At 57.2% G+C, this 21,123-nt stretch carries 20 protein-coding genes; 13 read left to right on the top strand and 7 right to left on the bottom strand.

Annotation, left to right across the window (positions count from 1 at the left end):
* Positions 1-25: 25 nt before the first annotated feature.
* Together FY206_RS14755 and FY206_RS14750 are read right to left on the bottom strand one after the other, a co-directional pair.
* Positions 26-844: a DUF72 domain-containing protein gene (locus FY206_RS14755; protein WP_032641312.1), complete on the bottom strand. Its 819-nt coding sequence runs from the start codon at positions 842-844 to the stop codon at positions 26-28.
* A complete protein-coding gene (locus FY206_RS14750; RefSeq protein WP_032641309.1) occupies positions 841-1,407 on the bottom strand; it encodes a hydrolase in 567 nt (188 codons plus the stop codon). Before FY206_RS14750 ends, FY206_RS14755 begins: the two co-directional genes overlap by 4 nt.
* A gap of 263 nt (positions 1,408-1,670) precedes the next feature.
* Here FY206_RS14750 and aspS point away from each other — a divergent pair, with 263 nt between their 5' ends.
* From aspS to FY206_RS14715, 7 genes are all read left to right on the top strand, one after another.
* Positions 1,671-3,443 (top strand): aspartate--tRNA ligase, encoded by a 1,773-nt coding sequence (gene aspS, locus FY206_RS14745; RefSeq protein ID WP_032641307.1) that lies wholly within the window; start codon positions 1,671-1,673, stop codon positions 3,441-3,443.
* Between the two features lies 1 nt (position 3,444).
* On the top strand, positions 3,445-3,888 hold the full coding sequence (gene nudB, locus FY206_RS14740) for a dihydroneopterin triphosphate diphosphatase (RefSeq protein WP_008500446.1): 444 nt from the start codon (positions 3,445-3,447) through the stop codon (positions 3,886-3,888).
* Positions 3,889-3,915: 27 nt separating this feature from the next.
* Entirely contained in the window at positions 3,916-4,656 is a 741-nt protein-coding gene (locus FY206_RS14735; RefSeq protein WP_008500447.1) for a YebC/PmpR family DNA-binding transcriptional regulator, read from the top strand.
* A gap of 34 nt (positions 4,657-4,690) precedes the next feature.
* The gene (ruvC, locus tag FY206_RS14730) at positions 4,691-5,212 is read left to right on the top strand and encodes a crossover junction endodeoxyribonuclease RuvC (RefSeq protein WP_003859749.1); all 522 of its coding nucleotides are present in this window, start codon (positions 4,691-4,693) and stop codon (positions 5,210-5,212) included.
* An 80-nt stretch (positions 5,213-5,292) separates the two neighbouring features.
* Positions 5,293-5,907 (top strand): Holliday junction branch migration protein RuvA, encoded by a 615-nt coding sequence (ruvA, locus tag FY206_RS14725; RefSeq protein ID WP_023617042.1) that lies wholly within the window; start codon positions 5,293-5,295, stop codon positions 5,905-5,907.
* A gap of 8 nt (positions 5,908-5,915) precedes the next feature.
* The gene (gene ruvB / locus FY206_RS14720; RefSeq protein ID WP_032641304.1) at positions 5,916-6,926 is read left to right on the top strand and encodes a Holliday junction branch migration DNA helicase RuvB; all 1,011 of its coding nucleotides are present in this window, start codon (positions 5,916-5,918) and stop codon (positions 6,924-6,926) included.
* 190 nt (positions 6,927-7,116) lie between these two features.
* Positions 7,117-7,569 carry a hypothetical protein gene (locus FY206_RS14715; RefSeq protein WP_032641302.1) on the top strand — a complete coding sequence of 151 codons (453 nt, stop codon included), beginning with the start codon at positions 7,117-7,119 and terminating at the stop codon, positions 7,567-7,569.
* 144 nt (positions 7,570-7,713) lie between these two features.
* Here FY206_RS14715 and znuB read toward each other — a convergent pair whose 3' ends face one another.
* Entirely contained in the window at positions 7,714-8,502 is a 789-nt protein-coding gene (gene znuB / locus FY206_RS14710) for a zinc ABC transporter permease subunit ZnuB (protein WP_032641300.1), read from the bottom strand.
* Entirely contained in the window at positions 8,499-9,254 is a 756-nt protein-coding gene (znuC, locus tag FY206_RS14705; RefSeq protein ID WP_077064181.1) for a zinc ABC transporter ATP-binding protein ZnuC, read from the bottom strand. The genes znuB and znuC overlap by 4 nt, the downstream gene beginning before the upstream one ends.
* 77 nt (positions 9,255-9,331) lie before the next feature.
* Between znuC and znuA the strand changes: the two genes are divergently transcribed.
* The 3 genes from znuA (at position 9,332) to lpxM (ending at position 12,704) form a co-directional block, all read left to right on the top strand.
* Complete coding sequence (znuA, locus tag FY206_RS14700; RefSeq protein ID WP_032642638.1) at positions 9,332-10,276, top strand: zinc ABC transporter substrate-binding protein ZnuA; 945 nt, start codon at positions 9,332-9,334, stop codon at positions 10,274-10,276.
* A 15-nt stretch (positions 10,277-10,291) separates the two neighbouring features.
* Positions 10,292-11,611 (top strand): murein DD-endopeptidase MepM, encoded by a 1,320-nt coding sequence (gene mepM / locus FY206_RS14695; protein ID WP_032641296.1) that lies wholly within the window; start codon positions 10,292-10,294, stop codon positions 11,609-11,611.
* Positions 11,612-11,732: 121 nt separating this feature from the next.
* A complete protein-coding gene (gene lpxM, locus FY206_RS14690) occupies positions 11,733-12,704 on the top strand; it encodes a lauroyl-Kdo(2)-lipid IV(A) myristoyltransferase (RefSeq protein ID WP_080500334.1) in 972 nt (323 codons plus the stop codon).
* Between the two features lie 45 nt (positions 12,705-12,749).
* Here lpxM and pyk read toward each other — a convergent pair whose 3' ends face one another.
* Both pyk and FY206_RS14680 read right to left on the bottom strand, forming a co-directional pair.
* Positions 12,750-14,192 carry a pyruvate kinase gene (gene pyk / locus FY206_RS14685; protein ID WP_032641292.1) on the bottom strand — a complete coding sequence of 481 codons (1,443 nt, stop codon included), beginning with the start codon at positions 14,190-14,192 and terminating at the stop codon, positions 12,750-12,752.
* A gap of 140 nt (positions 14,193-14,332) precedes the next feature.
* A complete protein-coding gene (locus FY206_RS14680; RefSeq protein WP_023312229.1) occupies positions 14,333-15,202 on the bottom strand; it encodes a MurR/RpiR family transcriptional regulator in 870 nt (289 codons plus the stop codon).
* Positions 15,203-15,558: 356 nt separating this feature from the next.
* On the opposite strand from FY206_RS14680, the gene zwf reads away from it, so the two are divergent.
* The 3 genes from zwf to kdgA all read left to right on the top strand — a co-directional run bounded on the left by zwf (position 15,559) and on the right by kdgA (position 19,760).
* Entirely contained in the window at positions 15,559-17,034 is a 1,476-nt protein-coding gene (gene zwf / locus FY206_RS14675) for a glucose-6-phosphate dehydrogenase (RefSeq protein ID WP_028013613.1), read from the top strand.
* Between the two features lie 233 nt (positions 17,035-17,267).
* Positions 17,268-19,079 carry a phosphogluconate dehydratase gene (edd, locus tag FY206_RS14670; protein ID WP_032641289.1) on the top strand — a complete coding sequence of 604 codons (1,812 nt, stop codon included), beginning with the start codon at positions 17,268-17,270 and terminating at the stop codon, positions 19,077-19,079.
* Positions 19,080-19,118: 39 nt separating this feature from the next.
* Positions 19,119-19,760 carry a bifunctional 4-hydroxy-2-oxoglutarate aldolase/2-dehydro-3-deoxy-phosphogluconate aldolase gene (kdgA, locus tag FY206_RS14665; protein ID WP_032641287.1) on the top strand — a complete coding sequence of 214 codons (642 nt, stop codon included), beginning with the start codon at positions 19,119-19,121 and terminating at the stop codon, positions 19,758-19,760.
* Between the two features lie 42 nt (positions 19,761-19,802).
* Here kdgA and purT read toward each other — a convergent pair whose 3' ends face one another.
* The gene (purT, locus tag FY206_RS14660; RefSeq protein WP_032641285.1) at positions 19,803-20,981 is read right to left on the bottom strand and encodes a formate-dependent phosphoribosylglycinamide formyltransferase; all 1,179 of its coding nucleotides are present in this window, start codon (positions 20,979-20,981) and stop codon (positions 19,803-19,805) included.
* Positions 20,982-21,123: the final 142 nt, after the last annotated feature.

The following is a 21,123-nucleotide window of genomic DNA, read 5'->3' as shown; positions in this document are numbered from 1 at the left end:
CACTTCACTATGATAGGGGGTGATATCAGAAAAGAGAAGATTGTTGTGGGATGGAGGGGGCGCTGCCCACGGACGGCACCGCAGCCTGCAAGGCCTGCCACAGAGCATCGACCAGTTCGGGTGCCTGGGCGATATCCGGCGTGTGCAAAAAGAGATAGGGCGTAGTGGTGTGCTCCCACTTCGCTAATTTTTGCAGCCAGACGGCGAACATCGCCTGATTTTGCTGCATGTTGTCGCTGCCGATAAACCTGACCATCGGATTTTGCGCGGTGACGATTGCGTGGACCGGCACTTTCGGTTTTTTGCGTTGCGCATCCACAATCGCTTCACTGTGCGGGATTGCACCGTGGACAGGGCGACTGTCGAGAATGACGCGGTTGACCGCACGTTCCAGCAGGCCGCGGTTGAGCGCTATTTCTGCTTCACCTTTGGCAAAAAATTCAGCATGCCTGACCTCCACGCCGTAGGTAAACTCGCGGGGCAGGGCATCAAGAAACTGCCACAGGGCAGGCAGATCGCGTGGGCCAAACGTGGCGGGAAGCTGGAGCCAGTATTGCCCAATACGGTTCGCCAGCGGCGACATGCGCGTAAAGAACTCTTCGGTTAAATCTCCGCAGTTGCGCAGCGCGGCGTTGTGGGAGATAGTCGCCGGAAACTTAAAACAGAAGCGGAAATCGTCCGTCGTTTGCGCCCGCCAGCGCTCGACAATCTCGGCTTTGGGCAGCGCGTACAGGGTGGTGTTGCCCTCGACGCAGTTGAAGTGTCGGGCATACTCCTCAAGGCTGGTGATGCCCAGGCGCACCCATTTCGGGTGCGACCACTGGGGTAACCCCACATACATCATAGCGCGCTGAGGATCTCGTCCGTGCTGCGCACGCGACCGATGCGCGGGAAGATATGGGTCATGCTGCCCTGGTGCTGTTCCGCGGAGGCCGCGCTGCAGGCATCTTCGGCAATCACCAGATTAAAGCCCAGCTCCCACGCGTTGCGGGCGGTAGACTCCACGCCGATGTTGGTGGAAATGCCGCACAGGATAATCGTGTCGATACCGCGACGGCGGAGCTGTAATTCCAGGTCGGTTCCGTAGAAGGCGCCCCACTGGCGTTTCGTCACTTCGATATCACCCTCGCGTTTGCCGAGTGCGGCCGGGTACGTCCACCAGTTTTCCGGCAGGGCATGAGCAGGCGCCTGGGCATCAACGGGCTGCTTTAACGCTTCGGCGAAATCGGCAGACCAGCCGACGCGCACCATGACAACCGGCGCACCGCTGGCGCGACATGTTTGCGCCAGGCGAGCGGCGCGGCTAACCACGTCATCCGCGGCGTGCGGGCCACCCGCGAAGGGCAGAATGCCTTCCTGTAAATCAATGACGACAAGCGCGGTTTTACTGGCATCAAGTGTTAACATCGTTACTCCCGTTAAATGAATCACTTCCGGACACCATACGACGTGATGGCCTGTTGTTGATCGGATAATTTTGTTAATTTTTGTGAGAATACGCAATAAGCGTGCAGCAAACGAGCGTCAGAGCGCGCTTCACTCTTATCGTCCGGCGGAATTTCCAGTATAATAGCCGCCTTTTTTCATCCAGTTGTGACATACAGAAAGCTGCGACATAGTAGCCTGCATACCAGGCGACATTCAGCCTGCGGCTAATTAAGGGATATCTCATGCGTACAGAATATTGCGGGCAGCTGCGTCAGTCCCACGTCGGACAGCAGGTGACCCTGTGTGGTTGGGTCAATCGTCGTCGTGATCTTGGTAGCCTTATCTTCATCGATATGCGCGACCGCGAAGGTATCGTTCAGGTGTTCTTCGATCCAGACCGCGCAGATGCGTTGAAGCTGGCCTCTGAGCTGCGTAATGAGTTCTGCATCCAGGTCACCGGCACCGTGCGCGCGCGTGACGAGAAAAACGTTAATGCCGACATGGCGACGGGCGCCATTGAAGTGCTGGCGTCTGACCTGGTTATCATTAACCGTGCAGAAGCGCTGCCGCTGGACTCCAACCACGTCAACACTGAAGAAGCGCGTCTGAAATACCGCTACCTGGATCTGCGTCGCCCGGAAATGGCTCAGCGCCTGAAAACCCGTGCGAAAATCACCAGCCTGGTGCGTCGCTTTATGGATGACCACGGTTTCCTCGACATCGAAACCCCGATGCTGACCAAAGCCACGCCGGAAGGCGCGCGCGATTACCTGGTCCCATCCCGCGTCCATAAAGGCAAATTCTACGCGCTGCCGCAGTCTCCACAGCTGTTCAAACAGCTGCTGATGATGTCCGGCTTCGATCGCTACTATCAAATCGTTAAGTGCTTCCGCGACGAAGACCTGCGCGCTGACCGTCAGCCAGAATTTACCCAGATCGATGTGGAAACCTCCTTCATGACCGCCGAGCAGGTGCGTGAGGTGATGGAAGCGCTGGTGCGCAGCCTGTGGAACGACGTGAAAGGCGTTGAGCTGGGCGATTTCCCGATCATGACCTTCGCTGAAGCGGAACGCCGCTACGGCTCCGACAAGCCAGACCTGCGCAACCCGATGGAGCTGGTGGACGTGGCAGACCTGGTGAAAGCCGTTGAGTTTGCCGTATTCGCAGGCCCGGCTAACGATCCGAAAGGCCGCGTGGCGGCCCTGCGCGTGCCGGGCGGTGCAGCCCTGAGCCGCAAGCAGATCGACGACTACGGCAACTTCATCAAGATCTACGGCGCGAAAGGTCTGGCCTATATTAAAGTGACCGAACGCGCGAAAGGTCTGGAAGGCATTACCAGCCCGGTTGCGAAATTCCTGAACGCAGAGATCGTGGAAGCCATCCTTGAGCGCACCGGCGCGCAGGACGGCGATATGATCTTCTTCGGCGCAGACAACAAGAAGGTTGTTGCCGACGCGATGGGCGCGCTGCGTCTGAAGCTGGGCAAAGACCTGAGCCTGACCGACGAAACCAAATGGGCGCCGCTGTGGGTTATCGACTTCCCGATGTTTGAAGACGACGGCGAAGGCGGCCTGACCGCGATGCACCACCCGTTCACCTCGCCAAAAGAGATGACGGCGGCAGAGCTGAAAGCGTCTCCGGAAGATGCGGTTGCGAATGCTTACGACATGGTGATCAACGGCTACGAAGTGGGCGGCGGTTCCGTGCGTATTCACAGCGGTGAAATGCAGCAGACCGTGTTCGGCATCCTGGGCATCAACGAGCAGGAGCAGCGCGAGAAGTTCGGCTTCCTGCTGGACGCCCTGAAATACGGTACGCCGCCGCACGCGGGTCTGGCGTTCGGTCTTGATCGTCTGACCATGCTGCTGACCGGCACCGATAACATCCGTGACGTTATCGCCTTCCCGAAAACCACTGCCGCAGCGTGTCTGATGACCGAAGCGCCAAGCTTTGCCAACCCGGCCGCGCTGGCCGAGCTGGGCATCGAAGTGGTGAAGAAGGAAGAGAAAAACTGATATGACATATAAGCTCCCCGTTTCGGTCCTGGTGGTCATTTATGCAGAAGACACGAAGCGGGTGCTGATGTTGCAGCGGCGCGATGACCCTGAATTCTGGCAGTCGGTTACCGGCAGTCTGGAAGAGGGGGAGACCGCGCCGCAGGCCGCCGCGCGTGAAGTAAAGGAAGAGGTCGCCATTGACGTTGCCCGCGAGCAACTGACCCTGAAGGACTGTCAGCGCACGGTGGAGTTTGAAATTTTTAGCCATTTACGTCATCGCTACGCGCCGGGTACCGAGCGCAATACGGAGTCGTGGTTCTGTCTCGCGCTCCCCCATGAACGGGAGATCGTGTTTACCGAACACCTGACCTACCGCTGGGTGAATGCGGCGGACGCCGCCGCACTGACCAAGTCGTGGAGCAACCGGCAGGCGATTGAAGAATTTGTAATTAACGCTGCCTGAGAAGGCGCGATTTTTGGAGAACTTTTTATGGCAGGTCATAGTAAGTGGGCCAACACCAAACACCGTAAAGCGGCACAGGATGCCAAACGCGGTAAGATCTTTACTAAAATCATTCGTGAGCTGGTAACAGCTGCACGTCTGGGCGGCGGCGATCCTGCCTCTAACCCGCGTCTGCGCGCGGCGGTGGATAAAGCGCTGTCTAACAACATGACGCGTGACACCCTGAACCGTGCCATCGCACGTGGCGTGGGCGGTGATGAAGACGCGAACATGGAAACCATCATTTATGAAGGTTACGGCCCTGGCGGTACGGCGGTGATGGTGGAGTGTCTGTCCGACAACCGTAACCGTACCGTTGCCGAAGTGCGTCACGCATTCACCAAAACCGGCGGCAACCTGGGTACAGACGGTTCCGTGGCTTACCTGTTCAGCAAAAAAGGCGTTATCTCCTTCGAGAAAGGCGACGAAGATGCGATCATGGAAGCGGCGCTGGAAGCCGGTGCTGAAGACGTCGTGACCTTCGACGACGGTGCAATCGACGTCTACACCGCGTGGGAAGAGATGGGTGCCGTGCGCGATGCGCTGGAAGCGGCTGGCCTGAAAGCGGACAACGCTGAAGTGTCTATGATCCCGTCCACCAAAGCGGACATGGATGCGGAAACCGCACCAAAACTGCTGCGTCTCATCGACATGCTCGAAGACTGCGACGACGTGCAGGAAGTGTACCACAACGGTGAAATCTCTGATGAGGTTGCAGCGACTCTCTGATGAGAGCGTGTAAATCCGTTACAGGAGACGCGTGATGTCGATTATTCTCGGGATTGACCCAGGCTCACGCGTCACCGGTTATGGCGTTATCCGTCAGGTGGGACGCCAGTTAACCTACCTGGGCAGCGGCTGTATTCGCACGAAAGTGGACGATCTGCCGTCGCGCCTGAAGCTCATCTATGCGGGCGTGTCGGAAATCATCACCCAGTTTCAGCCGGACTATTTCGCCATCGAGCAGGTCTTTATGGCGAAAAACGCCGATTCGGCGCTAAAGCTCGGTCAGGCGCGCGGCGTTGCCATCGTCGCTGCCGTGAACCAGGATTTGCCGGTATTTGAATACGCGGCAAGGCAGGTCAAGCAAACGGTGGTGGGCATTGGTAGCGCGGAAAAAAGCCAGGTGCAGCATATGGTGCGCACCTTGCTGAAGCTGCCCGCGAACCCGCAGGCGGACGCCGCCGACGCGCTGGCGATTGCGATTACCCACTGTCACGTCAGCCAGAACGCGATGCAAATGAGCGAGTCGCGGCTCAATCTGGCGCGAGGCAGGTTACGATAATCAGAAATCAGGCTGGATAAACATCCAGCCTTTTTTTATTATGTCGAAGTCAAAACATTTCCAGAACGCAGGAGCGTCACGTGATAGGCAGACTCAGAGGCATCATCATTGAAAAACAACCCCCGTTAGTGCTGCTGGAAGTGGGTGGCGTGGGCTATGAAGTCCATATGCCGATGACCTGTTTCTACGAGCTGCCGGACGCGGGCAAAGAGGCGATTGTCTTTACCCAGTTTGTGGTGCGTGAAGATGCTCAGCTGCTGTACGGCTTCAATAACAAGCAGGAACGCACCCTGTTCCGCGAGCTGATTAAAACCAACGGCGTGGGGCCGAAGCTGGCGCTGGCGATTCTATCCGGCATGTCCGCGCCGCAGTTCGTCAATGCCGTTGAGCGTGAAGATCCAGCGGCGCTGATTAAGCTTCCTGGCATTGGCAAGAAAACGGCAGAACGCCTGATTGTCGAGATGAAGGACCGCTTCAAAGGCCTGCATGGCGATCTCTTCACCCCGGCGGCCGATCTGGTGCTGACCTCGCCGGGTGCCCCAGCAACGGATGACGACGCCGAGCAGGAAGCGGTTGCCGCGCTGGTGGCGCTGGGCTATAAACCTCAGGAGGCCAGCCGTATGGTGAGCAAAATTGCCAAACCGGACGCCAGCAGTGAAACCCTGATTCGTGAAGCGCTGCGCGCTGCATTGTGAGGTAAAGGATGATTGAAGCAGACCGCCTGGTTTCGGCAGGCACTGTTCAGGCAGAGGACGTGGTGGATCGCGCGATTCGCCCAAAGCTGCTTGATGAGTATATCGGCCAGCCGCAGGTTCGTTCCCAGATGGAGATTTTCATCCAGGCGGCAAAGCTGCGCGGCGATGCGCTCGATCACCTGCTGATTTTTGGCCCGCCGGGCTTAGGCAAAACCACCCTGGCAAATATCGTTGCCAATGAAATGGGCGTGAACCTGCGCACGACCTCCGGTCCGGTGCTGGAGAAAGCGGGCGATTTGGCGGCGATGCTGACCAACCTCGAACCCCACGACGTGCTGTTTATCGATGAGATCCACCGCCTGTCACCGGTGGTGGAGGAAGTGCTTTATCCGGCGATGGAAGATTACCAGCTGGATATCATGATCGGTGAAGGGCCAGCCGCGCGTTCCATCAAAATCGATCTGCCACCGTTTACCCTGATTGGCGCAACGACGCGAGCCGGATCGCTGACCTCTCCGCTGCGCGACCGTTTCGGTATCGTGCAGCGCCTCGAGTTTTACCAGGTGGCGGACCTCCAGCACATCGTTGGCCGCAGCGCCCGCTATATGGGGCTGGAAATGAGCGAAGAGGGCGCGTTTGAAGTGGCGAAGCGTTCCCGCGGTACGCCGCGTATCGCCAACCGCCTGCTGCGCCGCGTGCGCGACTTTGCTGAGGTGAAGCACAACGGTTCGATTTCCGCCGACATCGCCGCCCAGGCGCTGGATATGCTTAACGTCGATGCCGAAGGCTTTGACTATATGGACCGCAAGCTGCTGTTAGCGGTGCTGGACAAGTTCTTTGGTGGCCCGGTCGGGCTGGATAACCTGGCGGCGGCAATTGGGGAAGAGCGTGAGACGATTGAGGACGTGCTGGAGCCGTATCTGATCCAACAGGGCTTCCTGCAGCGTACCCCACGTGGCCGTATGGCAACGGTGCGGGCGTGGAATCATTTCGGCATTACGCCACCGGCAATGCCGTAATGATGGGCAGGCGGGATGTTAAATTCCGCCTGCGACGCTGACCGATTATTCACCGCATCCGAATTATCATCCCTATTATTTTGGATATAATTATCCTTCATTTCATTTGAGATAATTTGCTCATTTCTTCTACGATGAATTTATAGCGACACCCATGCTATATATTCATCACCTCATCAGGAATGACAAAATGAAATTAATGAAGGTTATCTCTATAGCCGCTCTGACTATGGCAGCAATATCTGGCGTAGCGAATGCCGCTATTTCCCCAACCCAGATATGGCACATGGTAGATCAAAAGCTTGAAAATACCAGTAATGGACGGAAATTATGTATGACTGGCGTCGCTTTCGAGCAGGCGACGATGGAAGTATGTGGTTCTAAGCCAGATACGCAGAATATGCGTGAGCCCAATTTCGCTATGAATGGGGCACTGATGCTGGAGGCATATCCAGATTATGCGTACGCACCATTAAGCGGTAAAATTTATATACGCGAATATGATCCCATTGCGAGTCATTGGGACCATGTTAACGGACAGCTGAAAAAAGTTGACGCCGATGGTATTCTCAAGTGTCTTGATATTGAAGGCGGTATAAACGTCCCTGGTGCCAAACTGCATTTAGCAACGTGTACCAATTAATAAAATAAGCACCGATAGTTTCATCGGTGCTTATTTGCTTATGCGCCCAGCATGGACACACTCCTGCGGGCGTAAGTCCCGGCATGCGCCGATCGCAGCACATGAAGCGATGCGCCACCCTCTATAGCGGTGGTCATCGCTGATTCAGGCATTCGGTTGTTTTTTCATCATGCTGAAGATAAACAGCACCGCCGCACTGAGCACCACTGACGGCCCGGCAGGCGTGTCGTAGAACGCCGAGAAGGTTAACCCACCCGTTACCGCAATCATCCCGATAATCACGGCCACACCGGCCATCTGCTCCGGCGTGCGGGCAAAACGACGCGCGGTGGCGGCGGGGATGATCAGCAGCGACGTAATAATCAGCGCCCCGACGAACTTCATCGCGACACCAATGGTTAACGCCGTCACCAGCATCAGCAGCAGCTTAACCCGCTGCAGCTTCACGCCGTCGACAAATGCCAGGTCGGGGCTGACGGTCATCGCCAGCAGGTTACGCCACTGCCAGAGCAGAATAGCGAGTACCACCAGTACGCCAACGGCGATGGAAATTAAATCGTCCGGCGTCACGGCCAGCAGGTCACCGAAGAGGTAGGCCATCAGATCCACGCGGATGTTCGACATCAGGCTGACCACGACAAGGCCCAGTGACAGGGCACTGTGCGCCATAATGCCAAGCAGCGTATCAATGGCGAGGTGAGGGCGCTTTTCCAGCCAGACCAGGCCGGCCGCCAGCAGCAGCGTGACCACAATCACCGCGTAAAAAGGGTTCACATCCAGCAGCAGGCCAAACGCCACGCCCAGCAGCGACGCGTGCGCCAGGGTATCGCCGAAGTAAGACATTCTGCGCCAGACAACAAACGAGCCAAGCGGGCCCGCGGCGCAGGCAAGCATAATCCCGGCCAGCCAGCCGGGCAGTAACAGTTCAATCATGAGTGTCCGTTTCCCCGACGCAGTACGATTCGTCCCTGCAAATCATGGCGATGATTATGATGGTGGCGGTAAATGCCGAGCTGCTCAGCGCCGCGAGGGCCGAACATGGAGATAAATTCCGGGTGCATTGATACCACTTCTGGCGTGCCGGAGCAGCAGATATGGTGGTTGAGGCACAGCACTTCGTCGGTTTTGGCCATCACCAGATGCAGATCGTGGGACACCATCAGCACAGCGCAATCAAGCTCGCGACGCAGCTGGTCGATCAGGTCATAAAGCGCAACCTGACCATTCACATCCACACCCTGAGTCGGCTCATCCAGCACCAGCAGCTGCGGGCTGCTCAGCAGGGCGCGGGCAAGCAAAACGCGCTGCGTTTCACCGCCGGACAGTTTTTGCAGCGGGGCATCAACAAGGTGGCCCGCCTGCACGCGCTTCAGCGCCGGGAGAATATCGGCCTTCCGCGTGCCGGGGCGCAGGCGCAGGAAACGGCTGACCGTCAGCGGCAGCGTGGCGTCGAGGTGAAGTTTTTGCGGCACATAGCCGATACGCAATTTTTCCTCGCGCCTGATCGCGCCCCGATCGGGGGCGACCAGGCCCAGCACCACGCGCACCAGGGTGGATTTGCCCGCGCCATTGGGACCGAGCAGCGTCAGAATTTTGCCGGGCTTCAGATCGAGCGACACGTCAGAGAGGACGCAGCGCTGGCCAAATGAGACCGAAATATTTTCGAGAGAAACCAATGTCGTCATGTCATTTTAAGCTTGAAGAAGTCAACGAATGTTATAATATCACATTCCACGCATTCACTACGATGATTAGTCGCATTATGTTACATAAAAATACGCTTCTTTTCGCAGCATTATCCGCTGCCCTTTGGGGGACAACCGCACAAGATGTTAACGCTGCGGTTGTCGCTTCGCTTAAACCACTTGGGTTCATCGCGTCGGCCATTGCTGACGGGGTAACGGAAACTCAGGTTCTGCTCCCGGATGGGGCATCCGAGCATGATTATTCCCTGCGTCCGTCAGACGTAAAGCGCTTACAAAACGCGGACTTAGTGGTATGGATTGGTCCAGAAATGGAAGCGTTCATGCAAAAGTCTGCAAAACAGGTTGCGGGCGAAAAGCAGGTTGCAATTGCCGACCTCCCCGGCGTGAAACCGCTGCTCATGAAAGGGGCGGATGACGACGGTGACGAACATGACCATCATGCTGCCGAGGGTGAAAAAGGTGATGGCGATCACCATCACGGCGAGTACAACATGCATCTTTGGTTATCCCCAGAGATAGCGCGGCTTTCAGCGGTTGCAATCCATGACAAATTAGTGGAACTTATGCCGCAAAGTCGAGCCAAGCTTGACGCCAACCTGAAGGATTTTGAGGCACAATTAGCCGCAACCGATAAGCAGGTAGGTAATGAGCTCGCACCGTTGAAAGGAAAAGGGTATTTCGTTTTTCATGACGCCTACGGCTACTACGAAAAACACTACGGTTTGACCCCGCTGGGGCACTTCACCGTCAACCCTGAAATTCAGCCTGGTGCGCAGCGTTTACATGAAATCAGAACACAGCTGGTTGAGCAAAAAGCGACATGCGTTTTTGCTGAGCCACAGTTCAGGCCAGCGGTCGTAGAAGCCGTGGCCAGGGGGACATCCGTGCGCATGGGGACCCTTGACCCGCTAGGAACGAATATCCAGTTGAGCAAAGCGAGCTATTCGCAGTTCCTCAGCCAACTGGCGAACCAGTATGCGAGCTGCCTGAAAGGAGATTAACGAGGAAGTGAATACGTGCAACAGATAGCCCGCTCTGTCGCCCTGGCATTTAACAATCTGCCTCGACCCCACCGCGTTATGCTGGGGTCGCTTACAGTACTCACCTTAGCGGTCGCCGTCTGGCGGCCCTATGTTTACCACCCGAGTTCTGCCCCTATCATCAAAACCATCGAGCTTGAAAAGAGCGAAATCCGTTCTTTGCTGCCTGAAGCCAGTGAGCCTATCGACCAGGCGGCTCAGGAAGATGAAGCCATCCCGCAGGATGAACTGGACGATAAAACCGAGAACGAAGCGGGTATTCACGAATACGTGGTGTCTACCGGCGACACGCTGAGCAGCGTGCTGAACCAGTACGGCATCGACATGGGCAACATCAGCCAGCTGGCGGCGGCGGATAAAGATCTTCGTAACCTGAAAATCGGACAGCAGCTCTCCTGGACATTAACGGCCGATGGCGATCTCCAGCGTCTGACCTGGGAAATGTCCCGCCGCGAAACCCGCACCTACGATCGCACTGCAAACGGTTTCAAGATGACCAGCGAAATGCAGAAGGGCGACTGGGTGAACAACGTCCTGAAAGGTACCGTGGGCGCGAGCTTTGTCTCCAGCGCGCGCGATGCAGGCTTGACCAGCGGTGAAATCAGCTCGGTGATCAAAGCCATGCAGTGGCAGATGGATTTTCGCAAGCTGAAGAAGGGTGATGAGTTTTCCGTCCTGATGTCCCGCGAAATGCTGGACGGCAAGCGCGAGCAGAGCCAGCTGCTGGGCGTGCGTCTGCGCTCCGAGGGCAAAGATTACTACGCGATTCGTGCCGAAGACGGTAAGTTCTACGACCGCAGCGGTACGGGCCTTGCGAAAGGCTTCCTGCGCTTCCCGACGGCGAAACAGTTCCGCGTCTCCTCCAACTTTAACCCGCGTCGTCTGAACCCGGTCACCGGGCGCGTCGCGCCGCACCGTGGCGTTGACTTCGCGATGCCGCAGGGCACACCGGTGCTGGCGGTAGGGGATGGCGAAGTGGTGGTGGCCAAACGGAGCGGAGCCGCCGGATACTATGTCGCGGTACGTCATGGCCGCACCTATACGACCCGCTATATGCACCTGCGTAAGCTGCTGGTCAAACCGGGCCAGAAGGTGAAGCGGGGCGACCGTATCGCGATCTCCGGCAATACCGGACGCTCTACCGGCCCGCACCTGCACTATGAAGTGTGGATCAACCAGCAGGCGGTAAACCCGCTGACGGCGAAACTGCCGCGCACCGAAGGCCTGACGGGTAAAGATCGTACTGATTATCTGGCGCAGGTGAAAGAGGTGATTCCGCAGCTGAGCCTGAACTAAGCCCTCTGTTTTTGTTAACAAAGCCGGCGCACACTGACGCCGGCTTTTTCTTTTGTGCGTGGACGGCTGCCTCGCTACACTATCTGAATAAAATTTTGCGTCATCAGACCCTGGATCCAGCATGGAAACCAAAAAAAACAATATTGAATACATTCCTGAGTTTGAAAAATCCTTCCGCCATCCGCGAAACTGGGGCGCCTGGCTTGGTGTCTATGCCTTTGCGGGGATGGCGTTGCTGCCTGCTTCCGTCCGCGATCCTGTCCTGGGGAAAATTGGCCGACTGGCCGGACGCTTAGGCAAAAGCGCCCGCCGTCGCGCGCAGATCAACCTCTACTACTGTTTTCCTGAGAAAAGCGACGCCGAGCGCGAGGCAATCATCGATGAGATGTATACCACCGCGCCGCAGGCCATGGCGATGATGGCGGAGCTGGCGCTGAAGGGGCCGGATAAAATCGTCGATCGCGTTGACTGGAAGGGGCTGGACATCATCGAGGAGATGCGCCGCAATGACGAGAAAGTCATTTTCCTTGTCCCCCACGGCTGGGGGGTGGATATTCCGGCGATGCTGATGGCGTCTCAGGGCCAGAAAATGGCGGCGATGTTCCATAACCAGGGAAATAAAATCTACGATTTTGTCTGGAATACGGTCCGTCGTCGTTTTGGCGGACGCTTGCATGCGCGTAACGACGGCATTAAGCCCTTTATTCAGTCGGTTCGTCAGGGGTACTGGGGCTACTATCTGCCGGATCAGGATCACGGACCCGAGCACAGCGAGTTTGTCGACTTCTTTGCGACCTATAAAGCGACGCTTCCCGCGATTGGCCGTCTGATGAAAGTCTGCCGTGCCCGCGTGATCCCGCTATTCCCGGTCTATGACGGCAAAACGCATCGCCTGAGTATTGAGGTTCGTCCGCCGATGGACGATCTGCTCACCGCGGATGACAATACCATCGCGCGTCGCATGAACGAAGAGGTGGAGATTCTGGTGGGGCCGCGTGCTGAACAGTACACGTGGATACTGAAGCTGCTTAAAACGCGCAAACCGGGTGAAACAGAGCCCTATAAACGCAAAGAGCTTTATCCGCGGAAATAAAAAAAGGCCTCTCCAGATGGAGAGGGCTTTTTAACACGAGCGTTATTATTCGACGGTCATGACGCGGGTGGTGTTGGTTGAGCCGATGGTGCTCATCACATCGCCCTGGGTCACGATGACGATATCACCGGACACCAGATAGCCTTTGTCGCGCAGCAGGTTTACGGCATCGTGCGCCGCGGCAACGCCGTCATTGGTGCTGTCGAAGTGAACCGGCGTTACGCCGCGGTACAGCGCCGTCAGGTTCAGGGTACGTTCATGACGGGACATGGCAAAGATCGGCAGACCAGAGCTGATACGCGAGGTCATCAGCGCGGTGCGGCCGGATTCGGTCATGGTGATGATCGCGGTAACGCCTTTCAGATGGTTTGCCGCGTACATCGCAGACATCGCAATCGCTTCTTCCACGTTGTCGAACTGGATGTCCAGACGGTGTTTAGAGACGTTGATGCTCGGGATCTTTTCTGCGCCCAGGCAGACGCGCGCCATCGCGGCCACGGTTTCTGCCGGATACTGGCCCGCGGCGGTTTCTGCTGAGAGCATCACCGCATCGGTACCGTCCAGCACGGCGTTCGCCACGTCCATGACTTCTGCACGGGTTGGCATGGGGTTGGTGATCATCGATTCCATCATCTGAGTGGCGGTGATTACCGCGCGGTTCAGCTGACGCGCGCGACGAATCAGCGCTTTCTGGATGCCGACCAGCTCAGGGTCGCCAATCTCCACGCCCAGGTCACCACGCGCAACCATCACCACGTCAGAGGCGAGGATCACGTCGTCCATGGCATCCTGATCGCAAACGGCTTCCGCGCGTTCAACTTTGGCGACGATTTTGGCATCGCAGCCCGCATCGCGCGCCAGGCGACGCGCATAGTTGAGGTCTTCGCCGCAGCGCGGGAAGGAGACGGCCAGGTAGTCAACGCCAATCTGCGCGGCGGTCACGATGTCCGCTTTGTCTTTATCGGTAAGCGCTTCGGCAGAGAGACCGCCACCCAGTTTGTTAATGCCTTTGTTGTTGGAGAGCGGGCCGCCGACGGTGACTTCGGTGAACACTTTCATGCCCTGAACTTCCAGCACCTTCAGCTGCACGCGACCGTCGTCGAGCAGCAGGATATCGCCGGGCACCACGTCGGCCGGCAGGCCTTTATAGTCAATGCCGACTTTCTCTTTATCGCCTTCGCCTTTGCCCAGGTTGGCATCGAGCAGGAATTTGTCGCCGATATTGAGGAAAACTTTCCCCTCTTTAAAGGTCGATACGCGGATTTTTGGACCCTGCAAATCGCCGAGGATAGCCACGTGGCGGCCCAGTTTTGCTGCGATTTCACGCACTTTATCGGCACGTAATTTGTGGTCTTCTGGCGTACCGTGAGAGAAGTTCATGCGCACCACGTTGGCGCCGGCGGCGATAATTTTCTCAAGATTGTTATCGCGATCGGTGGCCGGGCCTAAGGTGGTTACGATCTTGGTTCTGCGAAGCCTTCTGGACATGTAATACTCCGTTGACTGAAACAACTTTGGTGTTGCGTGAACATTGAATCGGCCTTCATCTACTGCAAGGCAGCGGAGAGTGGGCCGAATGCCGTAAATCGTTACATCGTAATTATTGGTTACGTCTTCGTTATCAACTATCAGGGAACATCGCTCTTTATAAGCAATTCTTTATCAAAACGCGATTCCTTCAGCGCTTCCTTGACCCGCTTCAAGTTATCCCGGAATTTTGCCCCCCGACGTAAGGTAAAACCGGTCGCCAGCACGTCAATGACGGTGAGCTGCGCCAGTCGTGAGACCATCGGCATATAAATGTCGGTGTCTTCCGGCACGTCGAGGGTGATCGCCAGCGTCGCCTCTCGCGCCAGCGGCGTGCCTGCCGTGGTGAGGGCAATCACCATGGCGTCATTTTCACGGGCCAGCTGGGCCAGCTCGACCTGACTCTTGGTGCGGCCGGTATGCGAAATCAGTACTACGACGTCATCTTCACTACAATTCATACAGCTCATGCGTTGCAGGACAATGTCATCGGAATAAATCACCGGGACGTTAAAGCGGAAAAATTTGTTCATGGCATCATGCGCCACGGCGGCCGACGAGCCGAGACCAAAGAACGCAATCCGCTTGGCCTGGGTGAGTAAATCCACCGCGCGATTCACGGAACTCATGTCCAGAGACTGACGGACGTGGTCAAGCGAAGCCATAGCCGATTCAAAAATTTTCGCGGTATAGGCATCAACGCTGTCGTCTTCATCCACATTACGATTAACATAAGGGGTGCCGTTAGCCAGACTTTGTGCCAGATGCAGTTTAAAATCAGGAAAGCCGCGCGTTTCCAGGCTGCGACAAAAGCGATTGACGGTCGGTTCGCTCACACCCGCTTCCTGTGCCAGAGCGGCGATGCTTGAATGAATCGCCTGAGCGGGGGAGGCGAGAATGACCTCGGCCACTTTTCGCTCGGATTTGCTAAGGTGTTCCAGTTGAAACTGGATTTTTTCCAGCATGTTCATGTTAACAGGACGCTCATGGGTGTAAACGATTTCATAAATTGATGAAATCCTGATTCGATTTAGCCGATATTACCCTTGTGGCTTCCATAAAGGGTAATATTCGACAAGATAATGTTGTTGTTTTTTTTCATAACTTGATCGGTGTCGGGTTTTGCTGTGACCCTGTTGCGCAAAGAAACGACGGTTGTTGCGTCATTGTCCCGTCGTAATCACCCAAAGGGTGAAAAATCGCGGTATCGCACGCGACGATAAGCGCTAATGGTTTCGGGAATGACGTAAAAGCAGTACAGTGCATTGTAATAAAATTACAACGATACCTGGCAGAAGTACCAGGTGATCCAACTGAGGAGAATGACATGGCGGTAACGCAAACAGCCCAGGCATGTGACCTGGTCATTTTCGGCGCGAAAGGCGATCTTGCACGCCGAAAATTGCTGCCTTCCCTGTATCAACTGGAGAAAGCGGGCCAAATTCACCCGGATACCCGTATCCTGGGCGTAGGGCGCGCCGACTGGGACAAGGACGCTTATACCAAAGTCGTCCGCGAGGCGCTCGAAACTTTCATGAAGGAAAAAATTGATGAAAGTTTGTGGGATACCCTGAGCGGACGTCTCGATTTCTGCAACCTGGACGTCAATGACGTCAGCGCGTTTAGCCGCCTGGGCGCGATGCTGGATCAGAAAAACCGTGTCACAATTAACTATTTCGCCATGCCGCCAAGCACCTTCGGCGCCATCTGCAAAGGTCTCGGCGAAGCCAAACTGAACGCCAAACCGGCGCGCGTTGTGATGGAGAAGCCGCTGGGTACTTCCCTTGCAACCTCGCGTGAAATTAACGACCAGGTGGGCGAGTTTTTTGAAGAGTGCCAGGTTTACCGTATCGACCACTATCTCGGTAAAGAGACGGTGCTGAACCTGCTGGCGCTGCGTTTTGCGAACTCCCTGTTTGTGAATAACTGGGACAACCGCACTATCGACCACGTGGAAATCACCGTGGCGGAAGAGGTGGGAATTGAAGGTCGCTGGGGTTACTTTGACCAGGCCGGTCAGATGCGCGACATGATCCAGAACCACCTGCTGCAGATTCTGTGCATGATTGCCATGTCTCCACCGTCAGATTTAACGGCGGACAGCATCCGCGACGCCAAAGTGAAGGTGCTGAAGTCGCTGCGCCGCATCGACCGCTCTAACGTGCGCGAGAAGACCGTCCGCGGTCAGTACACCGCCGGGTTTGCGCAAGGCAAAAAAGTGCCTGGCTACCTGGAAGAAGAGGGCGCGAACAAGTCCAGCAACACCGAGACGTTCGTGGCGATCCGCGTGGATATCGACGACTGGCGCTGGGCGGGCGTGCCGTTCTACCTGCGCACCGGTAAACGTCTGCCGACCAAATGTTCCGAAGTTGTCGTCTACTTCAAAAACCCGGAACTGAACCTGTTCAAAGAGTCCTGGCAGGAGCTGCCGCAGAACAAGCTGACCATTCGTCTGCAGCCGGACGAGGGCGTGGATATCCAGATCCTGAACAAAGTGCCGGGCCTGGATCATAAACACAACCTGCAGACCACCAAGCTGGATCTGAGCTACTCCGAAACCTTCAACCAGACGCACCTGGCCGATGCTTACGAGCGTCTGCTGTTGGAAACCATGCGCGGTATTCAGGCGCTGTTCGTGCGCCGCGATGAAGTGGAAGAGGCGTGGAAGTGGGTCGACTCCATCACCGAAGCCTGGGCTGCCGATCAGGATGCGCCAAAACCGTATCAGGCGGGCACCTGGGGGCCGGTCGCGTCGGTGGCAATGATCACCCGCGATGGCCGCTCCTGGAACGAGTTTGAGTAATATAATCCGCTAGCTCGAAAGTGTTATTTTACCGGTAACATGATCTAACACAGCTCGTGGCACAATTTTCAACTTTTAAGCTCCGCGTGGATTCACCCGCGGAGCTTTTTTTATTACACTGCCGGAAGTGATTTTGCCCCTGAGCTCCGGACAGCAAGCGTTTCAGCGTTGTTAACAACTGCCAGCGACTTTGTAAACTCCCGAGCCCGGACAGATAAATTAGAGGAGCTTTTATGAATCCGACATTGTTACGCGTAACACAACGCATTATCGAGCGCTCGAAAGAGACCCGTTCGGCCTACCTCGCCCGGATTGAACAGGCAAAGAGCAATACCGTCCACCGATCCCAGCTGGCATGTGGAAATCTGGCGCACGGCTTCGCTGCCTGCCAGCCTGAAGATAAAGCGTCGCTGAAAAGCATGTTGCGTAACAATATCGCCATCATTACCGCCTATAACGATATGCTCTCCGCGCATCAGCCGTACGAGGTCTACCCGGACATCATCCGTAAGGCGCTGCACAGCGTGAACGCGGTGGGCCAGGTGGCGGGCGGCGTACCCGCCATGTGCGACGGCGTGACGCAGGGGCAGGACGGTATGGAGCTCTCTCTGCTGAGCCGCGAAGTGATCGCCATGTCCGCGGCGGTGGGCCTGTCGCACAACATGTTTGATGGCGCGCTGTATCTCGGCGTATGCGACAAAATTGTCCCGGGCCTGGTGATGGCGGCGCTGTCGTTTGGGCATCTGCCTGCGATCTTCGTGCCGTCCGGCCCGATGGCAAGCGGTTTGCCGAACAAGGAAAAAGTGCGTATTCGCCAGCTGTACGCGGAAGGGAAAGCAGACCGCCAGGCGCTGCTGGAGGCGGAAGCCGCGTCCTACCATGCGCCGGGGACCTGTACGTTCTACGGCACGGCCAACACCAACCAGATGGTGGTGGAGTTTATGGGGATGCAGCTTCCGGGATCGTCCTTTATCCAGCCGGACGCGCCGCTGCGCAAGGCGCTGACCGAGGCTGCGGCCCGTCAGGTCACGCGTCTGACCGGCAACGGCAACGAATGGATGCCGATGGGCAAAATGGTCGATGAAAAAGTCATCGTCAACGGGATTGTCGCCCTGCTGGCCACCGGCGGGTCGACCAACCACACCATGCACCTGGTGGCCATGGCGCGCGCGGCGGGCATTCTGATTAACTGGGATGACTTCTCCGAGATCTCATCCGTGGTGCCGCTGATGGCGCGCCTGTACCCGAACGGTCCGGCGGACATCAACCACTTCCAGGCCGCAGGCGGCGTACCGCTGCTGATGCGCGAGCTGCTGAAGGGCGGTTTGCTGCATGAAGACGTGAATACCGTGGCGGGCTTTGGCCTGCAGCGGTACACCCAGGAGCCTTGGCTGAACAACGGCGAGCTGGACTGGCGTGAAGGCGCGAGCGCGTCTCTTGATGCGCAGGTGATTGCCACCATCGACAAACCGTTCTCTCCTCACGGCGGTACCAAAGTGCTGAGCGGCAACCTCGGTCGCGCGGTGATGAAGACCTCTGCCGTACCGGAAGAGAACCAGATTATTGAAGCGCCGGCGGTGGTGTTTGAAAGCCAGCACGACGTTTTACCCGCCTTTGACGCCGGTCTGCTCGATAAGGACTGCGTGGTGGTGGTGCGTCACCAGGGGCCGAAAGCCAACGGGATGCCAGAATTACATAAACTTATGCCGCCACTTGGTGTATTATTGGACCGCCGTTTCAAAATTGCGTTAGTCACCGATGGACGCCTCTCGGGCGCATCCGGTAAAGTGCCTTCCGCTATCCACGTGACGCCGGAAGCCTACGACGGCGGTCTGCTGGCGAAAGTGCGCGACGGCGATACGATCCGCGTGAACGGCCAGACGGGCGAGCTGACCCTGCTGGTCGATGACGCCGAGCTGGCGGCACGTAAGCCCCATATTCCTGACCTGAGCGCCTCGCGCGTGGGGACCGGACGCGAAATGTTCAGCGCGCTGCGTGAGAAACTCTCCGGTGCCGAGCAGGGCGCAACCTGTATGACGTTTTAAGACGACTTGATTTTAACGATCTGGCGAGAGAAAACTCTGATGAAAAACTGGAAAACAAGTGCAGAAGCAATCCTGACCACGGGCCCTGTCGTGCCGGTTATCGTGGTAAACAAGCTGGAGCACGCTGTACCGATGGCGAAAGCGCTGGTTGCGGGCGGCGTTCGCGTTCTGGAAGTGACCCTGCGTACCGCCTGTGCGATGGATGCCATTCGCGCCATTGCTGAAGAAGTGCCGGAAGCCATCATCGGTGCGGGTACCGTGACGAACGCAAAACAGCTGGCTGAAGTGACCGAAGCGGGCGCGCAGTTTGCCATCAGCCCGGGTCTGACCGAGTCGCTGCTGAAGGCTGCCACCGAAGGCACTATTCCGCTGATCCCGGGCATCAGCACCGTCTCTGAACTGATGCTGGGCATGGACTACGGTCTGAAAGAGTTTAAATTCTTCCCGGCGGAAGCGAACGGCGGCACCAAAGCGCTGCAGGCGATTGCGGGTCCATTCTCTCAGGTACGCTTCTGCCCGACGGGCGGGATCTCGCCTGCCAACTACCGTGACTACCTGGCGCTGAAAAGCGTGCTGTGCATCGGTGGCTCATGGCTGGTTCCGGCGGATGCGCTGGAAGCGGGCGACTGGGATCGCATCACAAAACTGGCTCGCGAAGCGGTAGAAGGCGCGAAGCAGTAAGTCATTCGCCGCATGAAAAACGGGCCTTTCGGCCCGTTTTTTTTATCCCACTACCTTGATGCTCGCAGCGGCCGCTTTCGCTCTCGCCACGGCGTCGTCCACGCTATTCCCGGTGGCTAATGCCACGCCAAGACGGCGGGTTCCGTCGATCTCCGGCTTGCCGAACAAACGTACCTGCAACCCGGCACCCACCGCCGCGTCGACGTTATCAAACGTAACGTTCTGGCTGGTTAGCTGCGGCAGGATCGCCGCCGAGGCGGCCGGGCCGTACTGACGGATACCGCCGACGGGCAGGCCGAGGAAGGCGCGCACGTGCAGGGCGAACTCGGAAAGATCCTGCGAAATGAGCGTGACCATGCCGGTGTCATGCGGGCGCGGGGAGACCTCGCTGAAAATCACCTCATCTCCGCACACGAACAGCTCCACGCCGAACAGGCCATAGCCGCCCAGCGCCAGAACGGTTTTCCTCGCGATCGCCTGCGCACGCTCCAGCGCCAGGGCGCTCATCTGCTGCGGCTGCCAGGACTCGCGGTAATCGCCATCCTCCTGGCGGTGGCCAATCGGATCGCAGAAATAAACGCCGTCAGCGGCGCTGACGGTCAGCAGGGTGATCTCGAAATCAAACTTCACGACGCCTTCGACAATCACGCGACCGGCTCCGGCGCGGCCACCCTGCTGGGCATAATCCCACGCCTTGTCCAGGGTGCTGCTGTCGCGGATAAAGCTCTGGCCTTTTCCGGAGGAGCTCATCACCGGCTTAACGATGCACGGGTAGCCAATTTCGTCTACGGCCTGCAGGAACGCGGCTTTATCGCCCGCAAAGCGGTAGCTTGAAGTGGGCAGCCCCAGCTCTTCCGCCGCCAGGCGGCGAATGCCTTCGCGGTTCATGGTCAGCTTTGCGGCTTTCGCGCAGGGCACCACGCGCTGGCCTTCCTGCTCCAGGGCGATCAGCGTGTCGGTCGCGATGGCTTCAATTTCCGGCACGACAAAATCGGGTTTCTCACGCGCGAACAGGTCGCGAAGGGCATCGCCATCGAGCATGTTAATCACATACGCGCGGTGGGCGACATGCATGGCGGGCGCATCGGCGTAGCGGTCTACGGCAATCACCTCCACGCCTAAACGCTGACACTCAATGGCCACCTCTTTTCCCAGCTCGCCCGATCCTAACAGCATCACTCGCGTCGCCGCAGGTCGCAGCGCGGTTCCTAAACGAATCATAACAATCCCCCTGAAAAAGTTGCGCGCAGTATAAACGAAAACGTTTGCGTCTGTCTTGTACGTGGCTAAGTGCGGGGTAAGAAATTTGCGCTTCTTTAGCCCGCCCAGACATTTCCTGACGCCTGCTCGCTTACGCTGTGGA

Origin of the sequence: Enterobacter chengduensis (genome assembly GCF_001984825.2) — a bacterium.
Lineage (GTDB): Bacteria > Pseudomonadota > Gammaproteobacteria > Enterobacterales > Enterobacteriaceae > Enterobacter > Enterobacter chengduensis.
Note: the sequence above shows the minus strand (reverse complement) of the source record. Positions and strands in the feature narration are given on the sequence as shown.

What these genes read in the sequence shown, in the direction of transcription:
- FY206_RS14755 (WP_032641312.1), bottom strand. Translation starts at nt 844, where the DNA reads ATGATGTATGTGGGGTTACCCCAGTGGTCGCACCCGAAATGGGTGCGC.
- FY206_RS14750 (WP_032641309.1), bottom strand. Translation starts at nt 1,407, where the DNA reads ATGTTAACACTTGATGCCAGTAAAACCGCGCTTGTCGTCATTGATTTA.
- aspS (WP_032641307.1), top strand. Translation starts at nt 1,671, where the DNA reads ATGCGTACAGAATATTGCGGGCAGCTGCGTCAGTCCCACGTCGGACAG.
- nudB (WP_008500446.1), top strand. Translation starts at nt 3,445, where the DNA reads ATGACATATAAGCTCCCCGTTTCGGTCCTGGTGGTCATTTATGCAGAA.
- FY206_RS14735 (WP_008500447.1), top strand. Translation starts at nt 3,916, where the DNA reads ATGGCAGGTCATAGTAAGTGGGCCAACACCAAACACCGTAAAGCGGCA.
- ruvC (WP_003859749.1), top strand. Translation starts at nt 4,691, where the DNA reads ATGTCGATTATTCTCGGGATTGACCCAGGCTCACGCGTCACCGGTTAT.
- ruvB (WP_032641304.1), top strand. Translation starts at nt 5,916, where the DNA reads ATGATTGAAGCAGACCGCCTGGTTTCGGCAGGCACTGTTCAGGCAGAG.
- FY206_RS14715 (WP_032641302.1), top strand. Translation starts at nt 7,117, where the DNA reads ATGAAATTAATGAAGGTTATCTCTATAGCCGCTCTGACTATGGCAGCA.
- znuB (WP_032641300.1), bottom strand. Translation starts at nt 8,502, where the DNA reads ATGATTGAACTGTTACTGCCCGGCTGGCTGGCCGGGATTATGCTTGCC.
- znuC (WP_077064181.1), bottom strand. Translation starts at nt 9,254, where the DNA reads ATGACGACATTGGTTTCTCTCGAAAATATTTCGGTCTCATTTGGCCAG.
- znuA (WP_032642638.1), top strand. Translation starts at nt 9,332, where the DNA reads ATGTTACATAAAAATACGCTTCTTTTCGCAGCATTATCCGCTGCCCTT.
- lpxM (WP_080500334.1), top strand. Translation starts at nt 11,733, where the DNA reads ATGGAAACCAAAAAAAACAATATTGAATACATTCCTGAGTTTGAAAAA.
- pyk (WP_032641292.1), bottom strand. Translation starts at nt 14,192, where the DNA reads ATGTCCAGAAGGCTTCGCAGAACCAAGATCGTAACCACCTTAGGCCCG.
- FY206_RS14680 (WP_023312229.1), bottom strand. Translation starts at nt 15,202, where the DNA reads ATGAACATGCTGGAAAAAATCCAGTTTCAACTGGAACACCTTAGCAAA.
- zwf (WP_028013613.1), top strand. Translation starts at nt 15,559, where the DNA reads ATGGCGGTAACGCAAACAGCCCAGGCATGTGACCTGGTCATTTTCGGC.
- edd (WP_032641289.1), top strand. Translation starts at nt 17,268, where the DNA reads ATGAATCCGACATTGTTACGCGTAACACAACGCATTATCGAGCGCTCG.
- kdgA (WP_032641287.1), top strand. Translation starts at nt 19,119, where the DNA reads ATGAAAAACTGGAAAACAAGTGCAGAAGCAATCCTGACCACGGGCCCT.
- purT (WP_032641285.1), bottom strand. Translation starts at nt 20,981, where the DNA reads ATGATTCGTTTAGGAACCGCGCTGCGACCTGCGGCGACGCGAGTGATG.